The following is a 19,785-nucleotide window of genomic DNA, read 5'->3' as shown; positions in this document are numbered from 1 at the left end:
CCGGTGCACGGAGCAAGTCATGGCCGCCCCCGATATCCAACTGATCAGGCCCGAATCTGCCGAAGACTGGCAGGAGGTTCGTCTCATCCTGCGCGACTACGCCGCCAGCCTGGTGGTGGACCTGGGCTTCCAGGGCTTCGAGGCGGAACTCGCCGCCCTGCCCGGCGCCTACGCGCCACCCGGTGGCCTGATGCTGCTGGCCACCGTCGACGGCGCGGTCGCCGGCAGCGGGGCCTTCCGGCCGCTGCCCGATGCCGATTACCCCAATGCCTGCGAGATGAAGCGCCTGTTCGTGCGCCCGGCCTTCCGCCGCTTCGGCCTGGGCCGCATGATTGCGCAGGCGCTGATGGAGCGCGCCGCCGAGGCCGGCTACTCGCGCATGCTGCTGGACACGCTGGACGACATGGCGGCCGCCCGCGGCCTCTACGAAAGCCTGGGCTTCGTCGAGGTGCCGCCGTTCTGCTTCAATCCCATCCCCGGCGCCCACTACCTGAAGGCCGAACTCGGCGCGTTCCGGCCGAGTTACTTCGGATAACCGCCTAGAGTGCCGGCATGGCACTCGAACCCGACATCCAGCCGCTGGGCGCTCACCGCTGCCTGCTCGGCGAATCGCCGCTCTGGCATCCCACCGAACAATGCCTCTACGCGGTCGACATCCCCGGCCGCCAGGTGCTGCGCTGGCGCGAGGGCGCGGACATGCCGGACATGTGGCCGCAGGACGCCGAGCCGGGCTGCATCGCGGCGCGGGCGGGCGGCGGCCTGCTGGTGGCGCGGCGCGATGGCCTGTGGGCGCTGGACACGTCGACGGGCGCCCAGCATCTCGTCAGCGCGCCGCCCTATGACCCGGCGCGACTGCGCTTCAACGACGGCAAGGTCGACCCGGCCGGCAGGCTGTGGGTCGGCAGCATTTCGGATGCGCGCGAGCCCGAGGCGGCGCTGTACCGTTTCGACGGCGGCGCCTTCGCGGCCCAGGTGCCCGGCCTGACGACGTCCAACGGCCTGGCCTGGAGCCCCGATGGCCGGCGCATGCACTGGTCCGACACCAAGGCACATCGCATCTACGTCGCCGACTTCGACGTGGCCACCGGCACGCTGTCTTCGCCGCGCGTCTGCGCCGAATTCAAGCCGCGCACGCCCGGCGAGGCCTATGGCGGTCGTCCCGACGGCGCGGCGATGGACGCCGAAGGCCACTACTGGGCCGCGATGTTCGAAGGCGGCTGCGTGCTGCGCATCGCGCCGGGCGGCGACGTCGTGCGGCGCATCGACCTGCCCGTGACCTGCCCGACCATGCCCACCTTCGGCGGCGCCGATGGCCGCACGCTCTTCGTCACGACGGCGCGCGAGAAGCGTCCCGCCGAAGAGCTGGCGCGCGAACCGCTGGCCGGCGCGGTGCTGCAACTGCGTGTCGATGTGCCCGGCTTGCCTGCGACGCTGACGCAGGCCTGAATTCCGAGCGCCGCCGGGGTTGCATTTACCCCGGTGTAACTCGTCACATATAATGAGGGGCTTTGTGGATGGCGCCCCGTGCGTCATCTCGGTGCGCGGCCCCTGGCAGTTTTAGGGGCCGAGTCGCCCACCCCAGGATCTGGCGCCATGACCGAAACCGGCCCCCGCAAGACCTGGCCTCCCGCCGCATCGTCGGCCGGCGGCTGGGACGACGAGAACGAGGAGCCGCCCGTCAAGGCCTTGAGCCCGGATGAGGCGGCGGCATTGAAGTCCGCGTTGCCGATGCTGTCGCCCTGGCGTGTGCTGGGGATGCAGCTGGTGGCAGGCTTGCTGTGCGTGGCCGTGATCCGGCTGTGGACGGCATCCGGCGTGGCCATGGTTTCGGCGCTGTACGGCGCCGCGGCGGTGGTGCTGCCCAACATGCTGCTGGCGCGGGGCATGACGAAGCGAGTGGACTCGGCAGTCGCTGCGGCTGCGGGGTTCATGGGTTGGGAATTTTTGAAAATCGGTGCATCGATCGCGATGCTGGTGCTGGCGCCAAAGGTGGTGCCGGGCCTGAGCTGGCCAGCCCTGCTGGTCACCCTCGCGGTGTGCATCAAGGTGAACTGGCTGGCGCTCGCGTGGCGCGGCCGAAAGAACTGACGAGGCAGAACGAAACATGGCAGCAGAAGGCCACGAAACCGCAGCCCCGAGCGCTGGTGAATACATCATTCACCACCTGCAGCACTTCCAGAGTGGCACGCAGAAGGGCATCGCCGACTTCTCCGTCGTCAACCTCGACTCGCTGTTCTTCAGCATCTTCCTCGGCGTGCTGAGCTGCTTCTTCCTGTGGCGCGCGGCGAAGTCCGCCACGTCGGGCGCTCCGGGTCGTTTTCAAGCCGCCGTCGAAATCCTCGTCGAAATGGTCGCCAACCAGGCCAAGGGCATCGTGCACAGCGCCGAGAGCCGCAAGCTCGTCGCGCCGCTGGCCCTGACCGTGTTCGTCTGGATCTTCCTGATGAATGCGATGGACCTGCTGCCGGTCGACCTGCTGCCTTGGGCTTGGCAGAACATCACCGGCGACCACCACGCCAAGCTGCGCGTCGTGCCGACGGCCGACCTGTCGATGACGATGGGTCTGTCCATCGGCGTGCTGGTCACCTGCCTGATCTACAACGTCAAGGTCAAGGGCGCCGGCGGCTGGGCGCACGAGCTGGTGGCCGCGCCCTTCGGCGACAAGGTCTATCTGTATCCGGTCAACTTCCTGATGCAGCTCATCGAGTTCGTCGCCAAGACCGTCTCGCACGGCATGCGGCTGTTCGGCAACATGTATGCCGGCGAACTGATTTTCCTGCTGATCGCGATGATGGGTGGCGCCTGGAGCCTGTCGGCCACCGGCATCGGCCTGGCCATCGGCCACATCGTCGCCGGCTCGGTGTGGGCGATCTTTCACATCCTGATCATCACGCTGCAGGCCTTCATCTTCATGATGCTGACGCTGATCTACATCGGCCAGGCGCACGACGCGCACTGAGCGTTCAAGTTTCCCCAAGCAGTTTTCCTTCAACCCTTTTCTCTCTAGTCCCTTAAGGAGTCATCGTGGAAGTCATTAGCTTTGTTGCTCTCGCCGCTGGTCTGATCATTGGTCTGGGCGCCTTCGGTGCCTGTATCGGCATCGGCATCATGGGCAGCAAGTACCTGGAGTCGGCCGCTCGCCAGCCCGAGCTGATGAACGAACTGCAGACCAAGATGTTCCTGCTGGCCGGCCTGATCGACGCGGCCTTCATCATCGGCACCGGTATCGCCCTGTGGTTCGCCACCGCCAACCCCTTCCTGGGCCAGCTGACGCAAATCGCCGGCAAGTAATTCGACGTTGCCGCCCCGCCCTCGGACTCCTGGGGGCGGCTTCAAGCACTCGAAACTTTGTGAGGCACCACCGTGTTTATTAACGCGTCGCTCATCGTTCAGATGATCGTGTTCCTGATCCTGGTCGGGTTCACGATGAAGTATGTGTGGCCGCCGATCATCAAGGCGCTCGACGAGCGTGCCGCGAAGATCGCCGCCGGCCTGTCCGCCGCCGACAAGGCCAAGGCCGAGCTGGCCGGCGCCGAGGCGCAGATCGCCCAGGAACTGGCCCAGACCAAGGCCGAATCCGGCAAGCTGATCGCCGACGCTGAAAAGCGTGCCGCCGCCATCGTCGACGAGGCCAAGAAGCGCGCCGAAGACGAAGGCGCCAAGATCCTCGCCGCCGCCAAGGCCGATGCCGACCAGCAGGTCGGCCGCGCCCGCGAAGCGCTGCGCGACCAGGTCGCCGCGCTGGCCGTCAAGGGCGCCGAGCAGATCCTGCACAAGGAAGTCAATGCCGGCGTCCATGCCGAGTTGCTGGCTCGCCTGAAGACGGAGCTGTAAATGGCCGAGATCGCCACCATCGCCCGCCCTTACGCGGAAGCGCTGTTCCAAGTCGCCAAGGGCCAGAACCTGGCTGCCTGGGGTGCGCAGCTCGACGCGCTGGCCCAGGTGGCGCAGGACGCCGATCTGCGCCAGTTCGCCGATCACCCCAAGGCCCAGCCTGCCCAGGTCGTCGCGGTCATGACCGCGGCTGCCAAGCAGACGCTGGCCGGCGGCGTGCAGAACCTGCTGCAGACCGTCGTCGAGAACGGCCGCCTGGCCGCGCTGCCCGAGATCGTGGCCCAGTATCACGTACTGGCCAATGCCGCCTCCGGCGTGTCCGATGCGCAGATCTACAGCGCCTTCGAGATCAGCGACGCGCAGCTCGCCGAGCTCAAGGCCACGCTGGAGAAGCGCTTCGGCCGCAAGCTCGACGCCCATGTGCAGCTGGAGCCCGGCCTGATCGGCGGCGTTCGCGTCGTCGTCGGCGACGAGGTGCTGGACACCTCCGTCAAGGCCCGCCTGGAGCGCATGAAGGTCGCTCTGACGGCCTGATCCGCAGCCCACGCCCCGCAAGACATTCCACCGATTCACCCCCGCGTCTGACCCCGCCCTTGATCCGGCGACGGAACGGCCACCTGGGAGACCAAGCATGCAACTGAATCCCGCTGAAATTTCCGAACTGATCAAGAGCCGCATCGAGGGTCTTGGTGGCAGCACGGACATCCGCAACCAGGGCACCGTCGTGTCCGTTTCCGACGGCATCGTCCGCGTCCACGGCCTCTCGGACGTGATGCAGGGCGAGATGCTCGAATTCCCGCCGGCCGCTGACGGCACGCAGACCTTCGGTCTGGCCCTGAACCTCGAGCGCGACTCCGTCGGCGCCGTGATTCTGGGTGCCTACGAGCACGTCTCGGAAGGCGACACCGTCAAGTGCACGGGCCGCATCCTGGAAGTGCCGGTCGGCCCCGAGCTGATCGGCCGCGTCGTCAACGCGCTGGGCCAGCCCATCGATGGCAAGGGCCCGATCAACGCCAAGATGACCGACGTCATCGAGAAGGTCGCCCCGGGCGTCATCGCGCGTAAGTCGGTTGACCAGCCGGTGCAGACCGGCCTGAAGTCGATTGACTCGATGGTTCCCGTCGGCCGTGGCCAGCGCGAACTGATCATTGGCGACCGCCAGACCGGCAAGACCGCCGTGGCGATCGACGCGATCATCAACCAGAAGGGTCAGAATATGACCTGCGTCTACGTCGCCATCGGCCAGAAGGCGTCGTCGATCAAGAACGTGGTGCGCTCGCTGGAGCAGGCCGGCGCGATGGACTACACCATCGTCGTCGCCGCCTCGGCTTCGGAATCCGCCGCCATGCAGTACGTGTCGGCCTACTCCGGCTGCACGATGGGCGAATACTTCCGCGACCGCGGCCAAGACGCCCTGATCGTCTACGACGACCTGTCCAAGCAGGCCGTGGCCTACCGCCAGGTCTCGCTGCTGCTGCGCCGCCCGCCGGGCCGCGAAGCCTTCCCCGGCGACGTGTTCTATCTCCACAGCCGCCTGCTGGAGCGTGCCGCCCGCGTGAACGCCGACTACGTCGAAGCCTTCACCAAGGGCGAGGTCAAGGGCAAGACCGGTTCGCTGACCGCGCTGCCGATCATCGAGACGCAGGCCGGCGACGTGTCCGCCTTCGTGCCGACCAATGTGATCTCGATCACCGACGGCCAGATCTTCCTGGAAACCAACCTGTTCAACGCCGGTATCCGCCCCGCCATCAACGCCGGTATCTCGGTGTCGCGCGTCGGTGGCGCCGCCCAGACCAAGCTGATCAAGGCGCTGTCCGGCGGTATCCGTACCGACCTGGCCCAGTACCGTGAGCTGGCCGCGTTCGCGCAGTTCGCCTCCGACCTGGACGAAGCCACCCGCAAGCAGCTGGACCGTGGCGCCCGCGTGACGGAACTGCTGAAGCAGGCCCAGTATTCGCCGCTGCCCATCTCGCTGATGGCCGCCTCGCTGTACGCCGCCAACAAGGGCTTCATGGACAGCATCGAGGTCAAGAAGGTCCTGTCCTTCGAGCACGGCCTGCACCAGTTCCTGAAGACCAGCCATGCCGCGCTGCTCGCCAAGCTCGAGAACGACAAGGCGATGGACAAGGATGCGGAAGCCGAGCTGAACGCTGCGATCACTTCTTTCAAGAAGTCCTTCGCTTAAGCCACGGAACCTCGGGGCCGAGCCTCAAACCTCAGCCCCGTACTGACTAGGAGTTCGAATGGCTTCAAGCAAAGAAATCCGCGGCAAGATCAAGTCGGTCGAGAACACCAAGAAGATCACCAAGGCGATGGAGATGGTCGCCGCGTCCAAGATGCGCAAGGCGCAGGAACGGATGCGCTCGGCCCGCCCCTACGCGGAGAAGATCGGCAATATCGCCGCCGAACTGGCCAAGGCCAACCCCGAGTACCGCCATCCCTTCCTGGTGAAGAACGAGGAGGCGAAGACGGTCGGCATGGTTGTCGTCACGACGGACAAGGGCCTGTGCGGCGGTCTCAACACCAACCTGCTGCGCGCGGCCACGGCCAAGCTGAAGGAAGTGGAAGCCGCTGGCCACAAGGCCGAGGTCGTCGCCATCGGCGGCAAGGGCCTGGGCTTCATGAACCGCATCGGCGCCAAGGTCGTGGCCCACGCCACGCAGCTCGGCGACCAGCCCCACATCGAGGCCCTGATCGGCCCCGTCAAGGTGCTGCTCGACGCCTACGCCGAAGGCAGGCTGTCCGCCGTCTACCTCTGCTACACCAAGTTCATCAACACGATGAAGCAAGAGGTGCAGGTGCACCAGCTGCTGCCGCTCAAGGCCAGCGAGCTGGCGACGGAAAAGCCGGCCCACTCGTGGGATTACATCTACGAGCCCGATGCCGCGACCGTCATCAACGAACTGTTGGTGCGCTACTCGGAAGCGCTGGTCTTCCAGGCCGTCGCCGAGAACATGGCCAGCGAGCAGTCCGCCCGCATGGTGGCCATGAAGGCTGCGACCGACAACGCCGGCACGCTGATCGGCGAGCTGAAGCTGGTCTACAACAAGACCCGCCAGGCCGCCATCACCAAAGAGTTGTCCGAGATCGTCAGCGGCGCGGCCGCGGTGGGCTGATCCGGCCCGAACGCAAAGATTTGAATTGAAGGAACGCACAAATGGCTAACACTCAAAACGTCGGCAAGATCGTTCAGTGCATCGGCGCCGTCGTGGACGTGGAATTCCCGCGCGACAAGATGCCCAAGGTGTACGACGCCCTCAAGATGGAAGGCTCGGCCCTGACGCTGGAAGTCCAGCAGCAGCTGGGCGACGGCGTGGTCCGCACCATTGCTCTGGGCTCGTCCGACGGCCTGCGCCGCGGCACCCAGGTCTACAACACCGGCGACACCATCAAGGTGCCGGTCGGCAAGGCCACCCTCGGCCGCATCATGGACGTGCTGGGCAACCCCATCGACGAGCGCGGCCCGGTCTCTTCCGAGCTGACCGCCTCCATCCACCGCGCAGCCCCCGCCTACGACGAGCTGAGCCCCTCGCAGGACCTGCTCGAAACCGGCATCAAGGTGATCGACCTGATCTGCCCGTTCGCCAAGGGCGGCAAGGTGGGTCTGTTCGGCGGTGCCGGCGTCGGCAAGACCGTGAACATGATGGAGCTCATCAACAACATCGCCAAGGCGCACTCGGGTCTGTCCGTGTTCGCCGGCGTGGGTGAGCGCACCCGTGAGGGCAACGACTTCTATCACGAGATGTCGGACTCGAACGTGGTCGTCCAGGACAAGCTGGAAGACTCCAAGGTCGCCATGGTCTACGGCCAGATGAACGAGCCCCCGGGCAACCGTCTGCGCGTGGCCCTGACCGGCCTGACCATCGCCGAGTCCTTCCGCGACGAAGGCCGTGACGTGCTGTTCTTCGTGGACAACATCTACCGCTACACGCTGGCCGGTACCGAAGTGTCCGCGCTGCTGGGCCGCATGCCTTCCGCCGTGGGCTACCAGCCGACGCTGGCCGAGGAAATGGGCCGCCTGCAGGAGCGCATCACGTCGACCAAGGTCGGCTCGATCACGTCCATCCAGGCCGTCTACGTGCCCGCGGACGACCTGACCGACCCGTCGCCTGCCACGACCTTCGCCCACCTGGACGCCACCGTCGTGCTGTCGCGCGACATCGCCGCGCTGGGCATCTACCCCGCCGTGGACCCGCTGGACTCCACCAGCCGCCAGATCGACCCCAACGTCGTCGGCGAAGAGCACTACACGACGACCCGCTCCGTGCAGGCCGTGCTGCAGCGCTACAAGGAACTGCGCGACATCATCGCGATCCTGGGCATGGACGAGCTGTCGCCGGAAGACAAGCTGGCCGTGGCCCGCGCCCGCAAGATCCAGCGCTTCCTGTCGCAGCCCTTCCACGTCGCCGAAGTGTTCACGGGCACCCCGGGCAAGTACGTGCCGCTGAAGGAAACCATCCGCGGCTTCAAGATGATCGTCAACGGCGAGTGCGACGCGCTGCCGGAGCAGGCCTTCTACATGGTCGGCACCATCGACGAGGCATTCGAGAAAGCGAAGAAGATTCAGTAAGACTTCGCATACGGCGCGCTGGCGTTGTTGCCGTGCTCGGTGGACGCGAGTCCACCTCCGCGCGGCGCCTAGCCAGCCCACCGTCTGCTCGCTTACTGAACCTTCTTCCCGTTAAACAAGGATCAATCTCATGGCAACCCTCCACGTCGATGTGGTCTCCGCCGAAGAGCAGATCTTCTCCGGCGAGGCCAAGTTCGTCGCCCTGCCGGGCGAGGCCGGTGAACTGGGCATCCTGCCCAAGCACACGCCGCTGATCACCCGCATCAAGCCGGGCGCCGTGCGCATCGAGCGCACCGACGGCAGCGAAGAGTTCGTCTTCGTCGCTGGCGGCATCCTCGAGGTGCAGCCCAACCGCGTGACCGTGCTGGCCGACACCGCCATCCGCGGCAAGGATCTCGACGAAGCCAAGGCCACCGAGGCCAAGAAGCTGGCCGAGGAAGCCCTGAAGAACGCGAAGAGCGACCTCGACCTCGCCAAGGCGCAGAGCGAACTCGCCATCCAGGCGGCCCAGATCGCCGCGCTGCGGAAGTTCCTCAAGAAGTGAGTCTCCCATCCCGCAAGGGTGAGACGATGACGGCAGGCCGAGCGCCTGCCGTTTGTTTTTCCGAGGCCCGAATCCCATGACTGCGACGAACGACGTCATCCGACTGACCGCGCCCGACGGCGCCACCGCCACGATGAGCCTGAACGGCGGCCATCTGCTGTCCTGGCAGCCGGCCGGCGCGCCCGAGCAGCTCTACCTGTCGCCGCGCAGCGAGTACGCATCGGGCAAGAAGGCCATCCGCGGCGGCGTGCCGGTGATCTTTCCGCAGTTCTCCGACCGCGGCCCGCTGCCTCGGCATGGCTTCGCGCGCACGCTGCCCTGGGAACTGGTCAGCCAGGAGCAGGGCCAGGACGACGCGCTGGCCGTGCTGCGCTTGCGGGACGGCGATGCGACGCGCGCGATCTGGCCGCATGCCTTCGAGCTGGAGCTGAGCGTGCGCGTGTCCGGCCGCAGCCTCGACATCGAGCTGGCCTGCGAGAACACCGGCGACGCGCCGCTGCAGTTCACGGCCGCCCTGCATACCTATCTGCGCGTGGCCGACCTCGATGCCGTCAGCGTCGAAGGCCTGGCCGGCCTGCGCTATTTCGACAGCGTCAAGCAGGCCGAGGCGCTGCAGCGCATGGACCTGCTGCTGACCGGCGAGAAGGGCGTGCTGGACCTGGACCGCATCTACTTCGGCGTGAAGGAACGCCCGCTGCTCGTGACCGAAGACCGCCGCCAGGTCGTCATCCAGCAGCAGGGCTTCGACGATGCCGTGGTCTGGAACCCGGGCCCCGAGCGCTGCGCGAAGCTGGCCGACATGCCGCCCGAAGGCTGGAGCGAAATGCTCTGCGTGGAGGCGGCCAGCATCGGCCGCCCGATCGAGCTGCAGGCCGGCGAGAACTGGGTGGGGCGGCAGAGCCTGAGCTTGCTCTGAATCAGAGGGCGGCGCGAGGGCGGCGCCGATAATCCGGCGATGTTCGCCCCCCTCCAAAACGACAGCTTTCTGCGCGCCTGCCTGCGCCAGCCGACCGATCACACGCCCGTCTGGCTGATGCGCCAGGCGGGGCGCTATCTGCCCGAGTACCGGGCCACGCGCGAGAAGGCCGGCAGCTTCATGGGCCTGGCGACGAACACCGACTACGCGACCGAGGTGACGCTGCAGCCGCTGGAGCGTTTCCCGCTCGACGCGGCCATCCTGTTCAGCGACATCCTGACCGTGCCGGACGCAATGGGCCTGGGCCTGTCCTTCCAGCAAGGCGAGGGCCCGAAGTTCGCCAAGGCCGTGCGCGACGAGGCGGCCGTGGCGGCCCTCGAAGTGCCTGACATGAGCAAGCTGCGCTATGTCTTCGACGCGGTCACGTCCATCCGCCGTGCGCTGAACGGCCGCGTGCCGCTGATCGGCTTCTCGGGCAGCCCCTGGACGCTGGCCTGCTACATGGTCGAGGGCGGCGGCTCCGACGACTACCGGCTCGTGAAGAGCCTGATGTATTCGCGCCCGGACCTGATGCACCGCATGCTGGACGTGAATGCGCGCGCCGTGGCCGCCTACCTGAACGCGCAGATCGAGGCCGGCGCGCAGGCCGTCATGCTGTTCGATTCCTGGGGCGGCGTGCTGGCAGACGGCGCCTTCCAGCAGTTCAGCCTGGCCTACTCGCGCCAGGTGCTGGCGGCCGTGAAGACCGAGCACGAGGGTCGGCGCATCCCGCGCATCCTGTTCACCAAGGGCGGCGGCCCGTGGCTGGACGAAATCGCCGACGCGGGCGCCGACGTCGTGGGCCTGGACTGGACGATGAACCTCGGCGCCGCCCGCGCCCGCGTCGGCCAGCGCGTCGCGCTGCAGGGCAACCTGGACCCCAATGTGCTGTTCGCGCCGCCCGAGGCCGTGCGCGCCCAGGCGCGGGCGGTGCTGGACAGCTTCGGCAGGCCCGCGGCCGGCAGCGGCCACGTCTTCAACCTGGGTCATGGCATCAGCCAGTTCACGCCGCCCGAGAGCGTGACGGCGCTGGTGGACGAGGTGCACAACTATTCGCGCCAGCAGCGTGCAGCGGCCTGAGATATCCGCCAAATCTGCACTTGCCCGATGACTTATCCCCAAAAATCGGGATGCGACCGAAGGGTTCTGGGTTTGGTGCGGCGCACCTAAGAGTTTTCCCGGATTCTTGCTAAGTGCTTGATTTTCAAGGCTTGCCGTGAAAGCCCGTCGAAGCCCGCGAATGCTTGGCCGGCGCACCGCAGACGGGCATGACGGCAGCGCGGGCGATTTGCTCACAAACTTATCCACAGAAATTGTGGGCAACCTGGGAGCCTTTGAAAATCATGGACTTGCAGCCGCTAGCTCAGCCAGCGCTTCATGAAACGCACGGAGCTTGGCTTGGCTGATTCCGGACCTGGCGCGGTGCTGCGCGTCGCCGTCGACGCGCCCCAGCACAGCGGCCTGAAGGGCCCGCTTGACTACGCCAGTGAGCAGGCGCTCGCATCGGGCTCGCTGGTGCGGGTGCCGCTGGGCAAGCGCGAATTGCTGGGCGTCGTCTGGCCCGGCGCCGCCGAGCCGGCCGAAGGGCTGGCGCTGAAGCCCGTCGCGGCGGTTTTCGACGCCCTGCCGCCGCTGGGCGCGGACTGGTGCCGGCTGCTGGACTTCGCGGCCGGCTACTACCAGCGCAGCGTCGGCGAGCTGGCCAGTGCGGTGCTGCCGCCGCAACTACGCGAACTGTCGCCGGCGCAACTCGCCGCCAGGCTGCGCAAGCTGGACCGCAAGCCGGCCAAGGCTGTCGCATTGCCCGAGCCGGTCCGGCCCGAGCTGGCGCCCGAGCAGGCTGCCGCCGTGGCGCGCATCGGCGCGCAGATCGCCGATGGCGCGGCCAAGCCCCTGCTGCTGTTCGGCGTGACCGGCAGCGGCAAGACCGAGGTCTATCTGCGTGCGGCGGAGGCGGCGCTCGCGGCCGGCCGGCAGGTGCTGGTGTTGGTGCCCGAGATCAATCTGACACCCCAGCTGGAAGCCCGCTTCACCGAGCGTTTCGCGGCCCTGCTGCCCGAGCCGCTGGCGATCGTGTCGCTGCACAGCGCGCTGACGCCGGCCCAGCGCCTGCAGAACTGGCTGGCCGCCCACCTCGGCCGTGCGCGCCTCGTGCTCGGCACGCGGCTGGCCGTGTTCGCCTCGCTGCCGAAGCTGGGCCTGATCGTCGTCGACGAGGAGCACGACCCCTCCTACAAGCAGCAGGACGGCGCCCGCTACTCGGCGCGCGACCTGGCCGTGTGGCGCGCCCACGACCTCAGGGTGCCGGTCGTGCTGGGCTCGGCCACGCCGTCGCTGGAGAGCTGGCAGCACGCCGAGAGTGGGCGTTATGAGCGGCTGACGCTGGCCGCGCGCATCGGCGGCGGCGCGCTGCCCAAGGTCAGGCTTTTCGACATGAAGGCGCTGCCGCCTTCGGCCGGCGTGACCACCGCGCTGACCGCGCCGTTGCTGGCCGCGCTGAAGGAGCGCCTGGCGCGCGGCGAGCAGAGCCTCGTCTTCCTGAACCGCCGCGGCTATGCGCCGGTGCTGCACTGCGGCGAATGCCAGTGGAAGAGCGACTGCCCGCATTGCAGCGCCTGGCGCGTCTTCCACAAGCGCGACCGCACGCTGCGCTGCCACCACTGCGGCTTCACCGAGCGCGTGCCGCATGCCTGCCCCAACTGCGGCAACCACGACATCGCGCCCATCGGCCGCGGCACCGAGAGGCTGGAGGAGCAGCTCGCCGAGGCCCTGCCCGGCGCGCGCGTGCTGCGCATCGACGCCGACTCCACGCGCCGCAAGGGCGAGCTGGAGGCCCAGCTGCAGGCCGTGCACGACGGCGAGGTCGACATCCTCGTCGGCACGCAGATGGTCACCAAGGGCCACGACTTCCGCCGCATCCGCTTCGTCGCGGCCGTGAACCCGGACGGCGCCTTGTTCAGCAGCGACTTCCGCGCGCCCGAGCGCCTGTTCGCGCTGCTGATGCAGGCCGGCGGGCGGGCGGGGCGCGACGCCGCGGGCGAGTCAGCGAGCGAGATGTGGGTGCAGACCTGGCATCGCGACCATCCGCTCTACCAGGCGCTGGCGCGGCACGACTATGTGCGCTTCGCCGGCGACCAGCTGGCCGAGCGCCGCTCGGCCAGCCTGCCGCCGTTCTCGCATCTGGCGCTGCTGCGCGCCGAAGCGCGCACGGCCGACGCGGCCAAGGCCTTCCTGGATGCGGCCGCGGCATTGCTGCCGGACGCGCAGGTGCTCGTCTACCCGCCGGTGCCGCATGCGGTGGCCCGCGTGGCCGACGTGGAGCGCATGCAGATGCTGGTGGAGGCCGGCCAGCGCGTGCGGCTGCAGGCCTTCCTGCGCGAGTGGGTGCCGGCGCTGATCGCGCTCAAGCGCGAGCACAAGGCCGTACTGCGCTGGGCCGTGGATGTGGATCCGCTGGCGATCTGAGTGAAGCCGCTCAGCCGTGCGGCGCGTGGCCCAGCGTGCTGGCCAGTGCGGTGGCACGGCGCTGCTGTTCCTGGCGGCGCAGCAGGCGGCCCAGCGGGCGGGCCAGGCCCAGCACCAGCGCGCCGAGGGCGATGAGCAGGATGCCGGCGTCGAGCTGGGCGGCGATGCCGCCGAAATCGCCGTCGGCCGCGCTGTCGTGCGGGGCGGGCGTCCAGTGGCTGCTGCCGTTCAGCGCCGTCAGGCTGGCCGAGCCGAGGCGGCCGGCGTCGGCGATCAGGGTGGCGGTCGCGGTGTCGGTCACGGCTTGCGGATGAGCCTCATGCCCGGCGCCGGCCGGCGCGGTGGAGCTCAGGGCAGCGAGGGCAGCAGCAAGGACCAGTGCTTTCATGATGCGGGCTCACCGTGAAACGAAGGGGCTGGATCGCATTGTTCGCAGCCTAGCGCGGCCGGGATGTGAAGACTTCACGCGCTTGGGGGGGACCCCCGCGAATGGGCGATTCAGCCTTGATTTGGTAGCTGTTCGCGTGCGGCGGCCTTGGCGGCCAGCTCGGCGCGCATGCGCTTGAGCTTTTCCCTGGGGTCCTCGCGGCCGCTGCCCTCGTTGAGCTTCATCTCGGCCAGGAAGCGGCTCGGAATGCCCACGACCGTGTCGCGGCCTTTCTTGCGCCGGCGCAGCGTCGAGACGGCCAGCGTCGTGCGCGCGCGGGTGATGCCCACATACATCAGCCGGCGCTCCTCCTGCAGGGCCTCGGCCGTCAGCTCGACCTCTTCGCGCTTGAAGGGCAGCAGGCCCTCGTTGACGCCGGCCAGCACGACATGGGGCCACTCCAGGCCCTTGGAGGCGTGCAGCGTGGTCAGCGTGACCTGGTCCTGCTCCTCGCCGCGCTCGGCCAGGGACAGGATGACGGAGATGGTCTGGGCCACGTCGAGCACGCTCTGCTTGGGCTCGGTGAAGCTGACGCCGCCTTCCTCGCTGTGCTGGCCGCCGCAGCGCTTGGCGATCCAGTCGACGAAGTCCAGCACATTGCCCCAGCGGGCCTGGGCGACCTTCTCGTTCTCCTCGCTGTCGATCAGGTGGGCTTCGTAGGTGATGTCCTTCAGCCATTCCATCAGCAGCGCATGCGCGGCGGTGTGGCCCTCGGTGTGCTTCGCCTTGTATTGCAGCTCGTTCACATAGCGGCCGAACTCGTGCAGCTGGGCCAGCGCACGCGCCGTGACGGCCGTGGCCAGGCTCTCGGAGAACAATGCCTCGAACATGCTGCACTTCCACTGTGCCGAGAAGCTGCCGAGGGCGCCCAGCGTCGTGTGGCCGATGCCGCGCTTGGGTGTCGTCACGGCGCGCAGGAAGGCGGGGTCGTCGTCCTGGTTCACCAGCAGGCGCAGCCAGGCGCACAGGTCCTTGATCTCGGCCTTGTCGAAGAAGCTCTGGCCGCCGGACACCCTGTAGGGAATCTGCGCGCGGCGCAGCGCCTGCTCGAAGACGCGGGCCTGGTGGTTGGCGCGGTAGAGGATGGCGAAGTCCTTGAACTGCGGGCCCTTGCCGTCGGCGCGCAGCTGCTGGATGCGCGCGACCGCACGCTCGGCCTCGTGCTCCTCGCCGTCGGCCTCCAGGATCGCGATGGGCTCGCCGTCGCCGTACTCGCTCCAGAGCTTCTTCTCGAACAGCTTGGGGTTGCCGGCGATGACGTGGTTGGCCGCGCGCAGGATGGCGCCGGTGGAGCGGTAGTTCTGCTCCAGCGGGATGACCTTGAGCGCCGGGAAGTCCTGCGGCAGCCGCTTCAGGTTCTCGATGGTCGCGCCGCGCCAGCCGTAGATGCTCTGGTCGTCGTCGCCCACGGCGGTGAACATGCCGCGCTCGCCCACCAGTGCCTTCAGCAGCTCGTACTGGACGGCGTTGGTGTCCTGGTATTCGTCCACCAGCACATAGCGCAGCTTGGTCTGCCACTTTTCGCGCGCTTCGGCGTGGGTGCTCAGCAGCTTCAGCGGCAGCGTGATCAGGTCGTCGAAGTCCACCGCCTGGTAGGCCGCGAGGCGCTCCTGGTAGCGCAGCATGACGGCGGCGGCCGCGCGCTCGTCCTCGTCCTTGGCGGCGTGGGCGGCCTGGGCCGGCCCCAGGCCCTGGTTCTTCCACAGCGAGATGGTCCACTGCCAGCGCCGCGCCTGGTTGATGTCGGTCGTGCCGCCGGCGTCCTTCAGCACGTTCAGCACGTCGTCGCTGTCGAGGATGGAGAACTGCTCCTTCAGCCCGAGGCGCGCGCCCTCCTCGCGCAGCAGGCGCACGCCCAAGGAATGGAAGGTCGAGATCGCCAGATCCTTGGCCGCCTTGTTGCCCACCAGCGCCTTGGCCCGCTCGCGCATCTCCTGCGCGGCCTTGTTCGTGAACGTGATCGCTGCGATCTGGCTCGGCCGGTAGCCGGACACCAGCAGCTGCGCGATCTTGGTCGTGATGACGCGCGTCTTGCCCGAGCCCGCGCCGGCGATGACGAGGCAGGGGCCGCTCAGGTGGTGGACGGCGGCGAGCTGGGCCGGGTTCAGGCCGGCGGACGGCGATGCGGACGACATGGGGCGCGCATCATGCCACTCGGGCGACGCCTTCCCCCGGCAGCGCGCGCAAGCCAAGGCCCAGCAGCAGCAGCGTGAAGAAGATGAAGCCGATGCGCGGCGCGTCCAGCAGGCTGTCGAAGGCGCCGACCACGCCGAAGCCGATCAGCGCGGCGACGATGGCCGGCGCCAGCGGGTGGTCGCGCCCGCGGCCGAAGCTCAGGCGCAGCAGCGCCAGCAGCCAGGCCACGGTCAGCAGCGCCAGGCCCGTCAGGCCCTGCTCGAACAGCACATGCAGGGCCGCGTTCTTGGTGTGCCAGGGCAGGTGATGGCGGTCGCTGGAGAAGAACCAGCGCGCCATCTCGCGGTTGAAGTCGCCGTTGACGAGCAGTTGCCGGCCCTGGGCGTCCTGCATGGCGATGCGGGCGATGTCGACGCGCGCGCCGCGCGTGTCCAGCGCCATCGAGAAGGTCACGAAGCGCGGCGCCCACCAGTCGCCGCCCAGCGCCGGCACCGGGCCGAGCTTGAACTCGCGGGTCTGCCAGCCGCCAGCGGCGCCAGGCCTGGCGCCATCCGCCGCAACTTCGGCCTGCGGGGGCTTGAGCGTCTGCTCGATGCCGCTGCACCGGTCCGGATAGATCAGGTTCTTCTCGCAGATCTGCAGCACGAGATTGGCCTCGGCCGCGGTGCGGCTGACGAGCTGGAGGGTGACCGGCCCGGGCGCCGGCGCCGGGATGCGCTGGCTGACGTGGAGCTGCTCGCCACCGCCCAGCACATGCTTGCCCGCGGCGAGCGCCAGGTAGAACTCGGTCGGGTCGTGGCGCAGCCGGTAGTCGCCGATCTGGTCGGCGGCCGGGCCATCGTAGAAATTGCTCGCGACGAAGCGGCCAGCGCCCTTGCCCAGCAGCCACTGCCGGCCGCCGTGCAGCAGCCGCAGGCTCTCGCGCCAGTGCGTCAGGCGGGTCTGGCCGTCCTCCTTCCAGGTGGCGACGCGGTCGCGCAGATAGGCGCCGCCGCCCAGCGCCGCGACGACGGCCATGACCAGCATCAGCCCCGCCACCAGCAGCGCGCGCTTGCGCCAGCCGGCGGCGCCATGGCTGCCGGCGCCCTGCAGCGGCCACAGCCGCGGCTCCAGCAGCATCGCGGCCCACAGGCCGGCCAGCGCCAGGCCGGCGGCCAGCGCCGTCCAGCGGCCCGCGGTGCCGCCCCAGTAGTCGGCCACGATGACCACCGTCGACAGCAGCCAGAACCAGGCCGTCGTCACCAGCAGCGTGTAGACGGGGCGCAGCTGGCCGGGCTCGTCGCGCCAGCGCAGCAGGCCGCAGGCGACGAGGGCGACGACGTTGAGCACATAGGCCGCCTTGGGCACGGTCGTGGACAGCACCCAGCTCGCCGCGGCCAGCAGCAGGGCCAGCAGCGCGCCCATGAGCAGTGCGGTCAGGCGCTGGCCGAAGCCGGGCTTCCACAGGCTGGCCGGCATGGTCAGCAGCACGACCATCACGCCGAACAGCGCCGCCAGGCCGCGATAGCCGCCGCCGCCGAACACCAGGGCCGCCGCCAGCGCGAAGGCGCCGGCCATGGCCAGCGCGCCCAGCTTGGCCGCGCGCGGCAGCGGGGCGTCGATGGCGCCGGTCGAGCCGTCGATGTGGCTGCTGTCGGCCGGCGCGGCCACGGCGCGGCGGCGCTGGGCGTCGGCCAGCAGCACCATCGGCACCAGGGCCAGCGGCAGCGCGAGGTAGACGCCGCGCGAGAACGTCGTCAGCACCGCATAGGCGGCCAGCAGCAGGATGACGAGGCCGGCGCCGAAGTTCAGCGGCGAGCGCGTGCGCAGCAGGGCCAGCAGCGCGAAGGGCAGCGTCATCACGAGGAAGCCGTCCAGCGCCGCGCCGCCGACATGCATCTCCCAGAACAGCGCCGTCGTGCGGTAGTCGGTGGAGAAGTCGAGCAGGCCGGTGTAGGCCAGGCGCTCCCACAGCGCGGCCGCGCTGCCGCCGAGCAGGGCCAGCACCAGGCCCAGCAGCAGGCCGCGCGCGAAGCCGCGCGGGCGCGCCGCGGCGGCGGCCGTCCACAGCGGCAGCAGGGCCAGCACGAGGAAGATGGCCTTGGCGTTGCGCACCGAGTTCATCGCCTCGTGATAGCCCTGGAACCAGCCGAACTCGAAGCCGCCGGCATCGGCGAAACCGCGCTTCATGCTCCAGGCCGCCGACAGCGCCAGCGCGGCGATCAGCAGCAGCACGACCGGCGAATAGACCAGCGCATGCCGCCAGGCCGGCGCGCGGTCGCGCGCGTTCAGCTGCAGCGCATAGGCGAGGTAGCCGCCGCAGCCGCAGGCCGTGACGAGCAGGTCCAGCTCTTCAAAAGTGATCCAGCCCGTCCATGGCGCCAGGCCGATCAGCGGCAGCGGCGCGAGCACGAGGAGGGGTGTCTTGACCCAGAACACGGCCGCCGCCAGCGCGACGGCGCCCCATGCCGCCAGCGCCAGCGGGCCCGACAGCGGGTGGTGCCAGGCCAGCTCGGCGCCGACCGCGCCCAGCCCCAGCGCGGCCAGCAGGGCCAGCCACTGCAGGCGCGTGGCCGGCAGCCTGAGCTTGAACTCGCCCAGGCCGAGCAGGCCGGTGGGGGCGGGCTGGGTGCCGACGGCAGCCATCAGCGCGGCTGCCGCGGGCAGGCCCGCGTGGGGGCCGGCTGGGCGGCGGTCAGGGGCGCGGGCAACGGACGGGCCATGGGGACTCCGAAAGTCGGGGGTCGCATTGTTGCCGAGCGCCGCGCGCGGCGCATCCCCAGGCCATCCCCCGATCGGAGGTCAGCCCTGGCGCTGGCCGGCCGGTGCGGCGGTCGTCGCCTGCGGCTCCGTGACGCGGGCGCTCAGGACCAGCAGGGCCAGCCCGGCGGCGGCACCCAGCCACAGCCAGCGCTTCCACCAGGCCCGCCTGGGGCCGGCCTCGGCGGGCGGTTCGGCCATTTCGGCGGCGCTGCGCTGCGGGCCCTGGCCCAGCCAGTCGCGCAGCTCGTCGGCCATGCCCTCGGCGCCGCGCGTGCGCAGCTCGGGCGACTCGGCCATCGCGGCGCGCAGCAGTGCGTCGAGCCGGATCTGCTGCGCCCCGCTCATCAGCGGCCATGGGTCGCCGGCGCTGCCGCGCCTGGGCGCCAGGCCCCGCGGCGTGTCCTCCCAGCCGCAGATCAGCCCGCGGGCCAGGGCGCCCAGGCCGTAGACCTCGCTGGCCAGCGTGGGCGGCGCGCCGTTGCGGCGCTCGGGCGCGACGAAGGCCGGCGACGCGCCGATGCTGAGGCCGCGGTCGAAAGGGTCGGTCGGGTCCGGGATGCGGGCTAGCCCCAGGCCCATCAGGCGCACGCCGCCCTCGGGGCCGAGCCAGATCATGGCCGGGTCCAGCTCGGCCAGCAGCCAGCCCTGCTGGTGGGCCGAGCGCAGCGCCTCGCACAGTTGCACCAGCAGCTCGATGCGCTGCTGCAGGCCCAGGGCCGACAGCTGCGGCAGCAGCGGCGCGCCATGCCGGCCCTCGACGATCAGATAGGGATGGGCGTCGGGCGTCACGCCGCTGTCGCTGGGCACCGCGATGTTGGGGTGCTGCAGCCCGGCGAGGTCGCCGGCCTGGTCGGCATAGCGCAGCATGACGCCGGCGCCCTGGTCGCTGCGGTCCAGCACCAGCACGGCGGCCTGCTGCTCGGTGGCCAGCGCGTGGTGGGCGCTGTACCACTGGCCGGCATGGGCCTGCTCGCCGTCGGGCAGCGGCTTCATCAGCCGCCACACGCCCAGGGCCTGGCCTTCGTCCAGAGGCGCGGCGGCGGCGGGCGGTGGCAGGGAGAGGTTGGGCATGCGCATGGCGCGGCATATTAGGGGTGACCCCAGGTCGCCGC

18 protein-coding genes are annotated in these 19,785 nt (G+C 69.3%); 14 read left to right on the top strand and 4 right to left on the bottom strand.

Features of this window, described 5'->3' with window-relative positions:
• Positions 1–19: 19 nt before the first annotated feature.
• The 14 genes from NYP07_RS17175 to NYP07_RS17110 all read left to right on the top strand — a co-directional run bounded on the left by NYP07_RS17175 (position 20) and on the right by NYP07_RS17110 (position 13,368).
• Positions 20–535 (top strand): GNAT family N-acetyltransferase, encoded by a 516-nt coding sequence (locus NYP07_RS17175; protein ID WP_268152597.1) that lies wholly within the window; start codon positions 20–22, stop codon positions 533–535.
• 17 nt (positions 536–552) lie between these two features.
• Positions 553–1,446, top strand: coding sequence for an SMP-30/gluconolactonase/LRE family protein (locus NYP07_RS17170; protein ID WP_268152595.1), 894 nt, complete (start codon positions 553–555; stop codon positions 1,444–1,446).
• 147 nt (positions 1,447–1,593) lie between these two features.
• Entirely contained in the window at positions 1,594–2,088 is a 495-nt protein-coding gene (locus tag NYP07_RS17165; protein ID WP_268152593.1) for an ATP synthase subunit I, read from the top strand.
• A 16-nt stretch (positions 2,089–2,104) separates the two neighbouring features.
• The gene (gene atpB, locus NYP07_RS17160) at positions 2,105–2,959 is read left to right on the top strand and encodes a F0F1 ATP synthase subunit A (protein WP_268152591.1); all 855 of its coding nucleotides are present in this window, start codon (positions 2,105–2,107) and stop codon (positions 2,957–2,959) included.
• Between the two features lie 65 nt (positions 2,960–3,024).
• Positions 3,025–3,291: a F0F1 ATP synthase subunit C gene (gene atpE / locus NYP07_RS17155; protein ID WP_378990698.1), complete on the top strand. Its 267-nt coding sequence runs from the start codon at positions 3,025–3,027 to the stop codon at positions 3,289–3,291.
• A 72-nt stretch (positions 3,292–3,363) separates the two neighbouring features.
• A complete protein-coding gene (locus NYP07_RS17150; RefSeq protein ID WP_268152589.1) occupies positions 3,364–3,834 on the top strand; it encodes a F0F1 ATP synthase subunit B in 471 nt (156 codons plus the stop codon).
• Positions 3,835–4,368 carry a F0F1 ATP synthase subunit delta gene (locus NYP07_RS17145; protein WP_268152587.1) on the top strand — a complete coding sequence of 178 codons (534 nt, stop codon included), beginning with the start codon at positions 3,835–3,837 and terminating at the stop codon, positions 4,366–4,368. It abuts the gene before it with no gap.
• A gap of 97 nt (positions 4,369–4,465) precedes the next feature.
• On the top strand, positions 4,466–6,019 hold the full coding sequence (atpA, locus tag NYP07_RS17140; RefSeq protein ID WP_268152585.1) for a F0F1 ATP synthase subunit alpha: 1,554 nt from the start codon (positions 4,466–4,468) through the stop codon (positions 6,017–6,019).
• A 58-nt stretch (positions 6,020–6,077) separates the two neighbouring features.
• Entirely contained in the window at positions 6,078–6,950 is an 873-nt protein-coding gene (atpG, locus tag NYP07_RS17135) for a F0F1 ATP synthase subunit gamma (protein WP_268152583.1), read from the top strand.
• 41 nt (positions 6,951–6,991) lie between these two features.
• Positions 6,992–8,404: a F0F1 ATP synthase subunit beta gene (atpD, locus tag NYP07_RS17130; RefSeq protein WP_268152581.1), complete on the top strand. Its 1,413-nt coding sequence runs from the start codon at positions 6,992–6,994 to the stop codon at positions 8,402–8,404.
• A gap of 130 nt (positions 8,405–8,534) precedes the next feature.
• Positions 8,535–8,948 (top strand): F0F1 ATP synthase subunit epsilon, encoded by a 414-nt coding sequence (locus NYP07_RS17125; protein WP_268152580.1) that lies wholly within the window; start codon positions 8,535–8,537, stop codon positions 8,946–8,948.
• Between the two features lie 76 nt (positions 8,949–9,024).
• Positions 9,025–9,864, top strand: coding sequence for a D-hexose-6-phosphate mutarotase (locus tag NYP07_RS17120; protein ID WP_268152578.1), 840 nt, complete (start codon positions 9,025–9,027; stop codon positions 9,862–9,864).
• Between the two features lie 39 nt (positions 9,865–9,903).
• The gene (hemE, locus tag NYP07_RS17115) at positions 9,904–10,983 is read left to right on the top strand and encodes a uroporphyrinogen decarboxylase (protein WP_268152576.1); all 1,080 of its coding nucleotides are present in this window, start codon (positions 9,904–9,906) and stop codon (positions 10,981–10,983) included.
• A gap of 318 nt (positions 10,984–11,301) precedes the next feature.
• Positions 11,302–13,368, top strand: coding sequence for a primosomal protein N' (locus NYP07_RS17110; protein WP_268152574.1), 2,067 nt, complete (start codon positions 11,302–11,304; stop codon positions 13,366–13,368).
• A 10-nt stretch (positions 13,369–13,378) separates the two neighbouring features.
• On the opposite strand, the gene NYP07_RS17105 is transcribed toward NYP07_RS17110, so the two are convergent.
• The 4 genes from NYP07_RS17105 to NYP07_RS17090 form a co-directional block, all read right to left on the bottom strand.
• Positions 13,379–13,756 carry a hypothetical protein gene (locus NYP07_RS17105; RefSeq protein WP_268152572.1) on the bottom strand — a complete coding sequence of 126 codons (378 nt, stop codon included), beginning with the start codon at positions 13,754–13,756 and terminating at the stop codon, positions 13,379–13,381.
• 110 nt (positions 13,757–13,866) lie between these two features.
• Positions 13,867–15,930 (bottom strand): ATP-dependent helicase, encoded by a 2,064-nt coding sequence (locus tag NYP07_RS17100; RefSeq protein ID WP_268152570.1) that lies wholly within the window; start codon positions 15,928–15,930, stop codon positions 13,867–13,869.
• A gap of 10 nt (positions 15,931–15,940) precedes the next feature.
• The gene (locus NYP07_RS17095; protein WP_268152568.1) at positions 15,941–18,556 is read right to left on the bottom strand and encodes a hypothetical protein; all 2,616 of its coding nucleotides are present in this window, start codon (positions 18,554–18,556) and stop codon (positions 15,941–15,943) included.
• Between the two features lie 156 nt (positions 18,557–18,712).
• Complete coding sequence (locus NYP07_RS17090) at positions 18,713–19,744, bottom strand: serine/threonine protein kinase (RefSeq protein WP_268152566.1); 1,032 nt, start codon at positions 19,742–19,744, stop codon at positions 18,713–18,715.
• Positions 19,745–19,785: the final 41 nt, after the last annotated feature.

The organism is Pelomonas aquatica (genome assembly GCF_026712205.1).
Taxonomy (GTDB): domain Bacteria; phylum Pseudomonadota; class Gammaproteobacteria; order Burkholderiales; family Burkholderiaceae_C; genus Pelomonas; species Pelomonas aquatica.
Note: the sequence above shows the minus strand (reverse complement) of the source record. Positions and strands in the feature narration are given on the sequence as shown.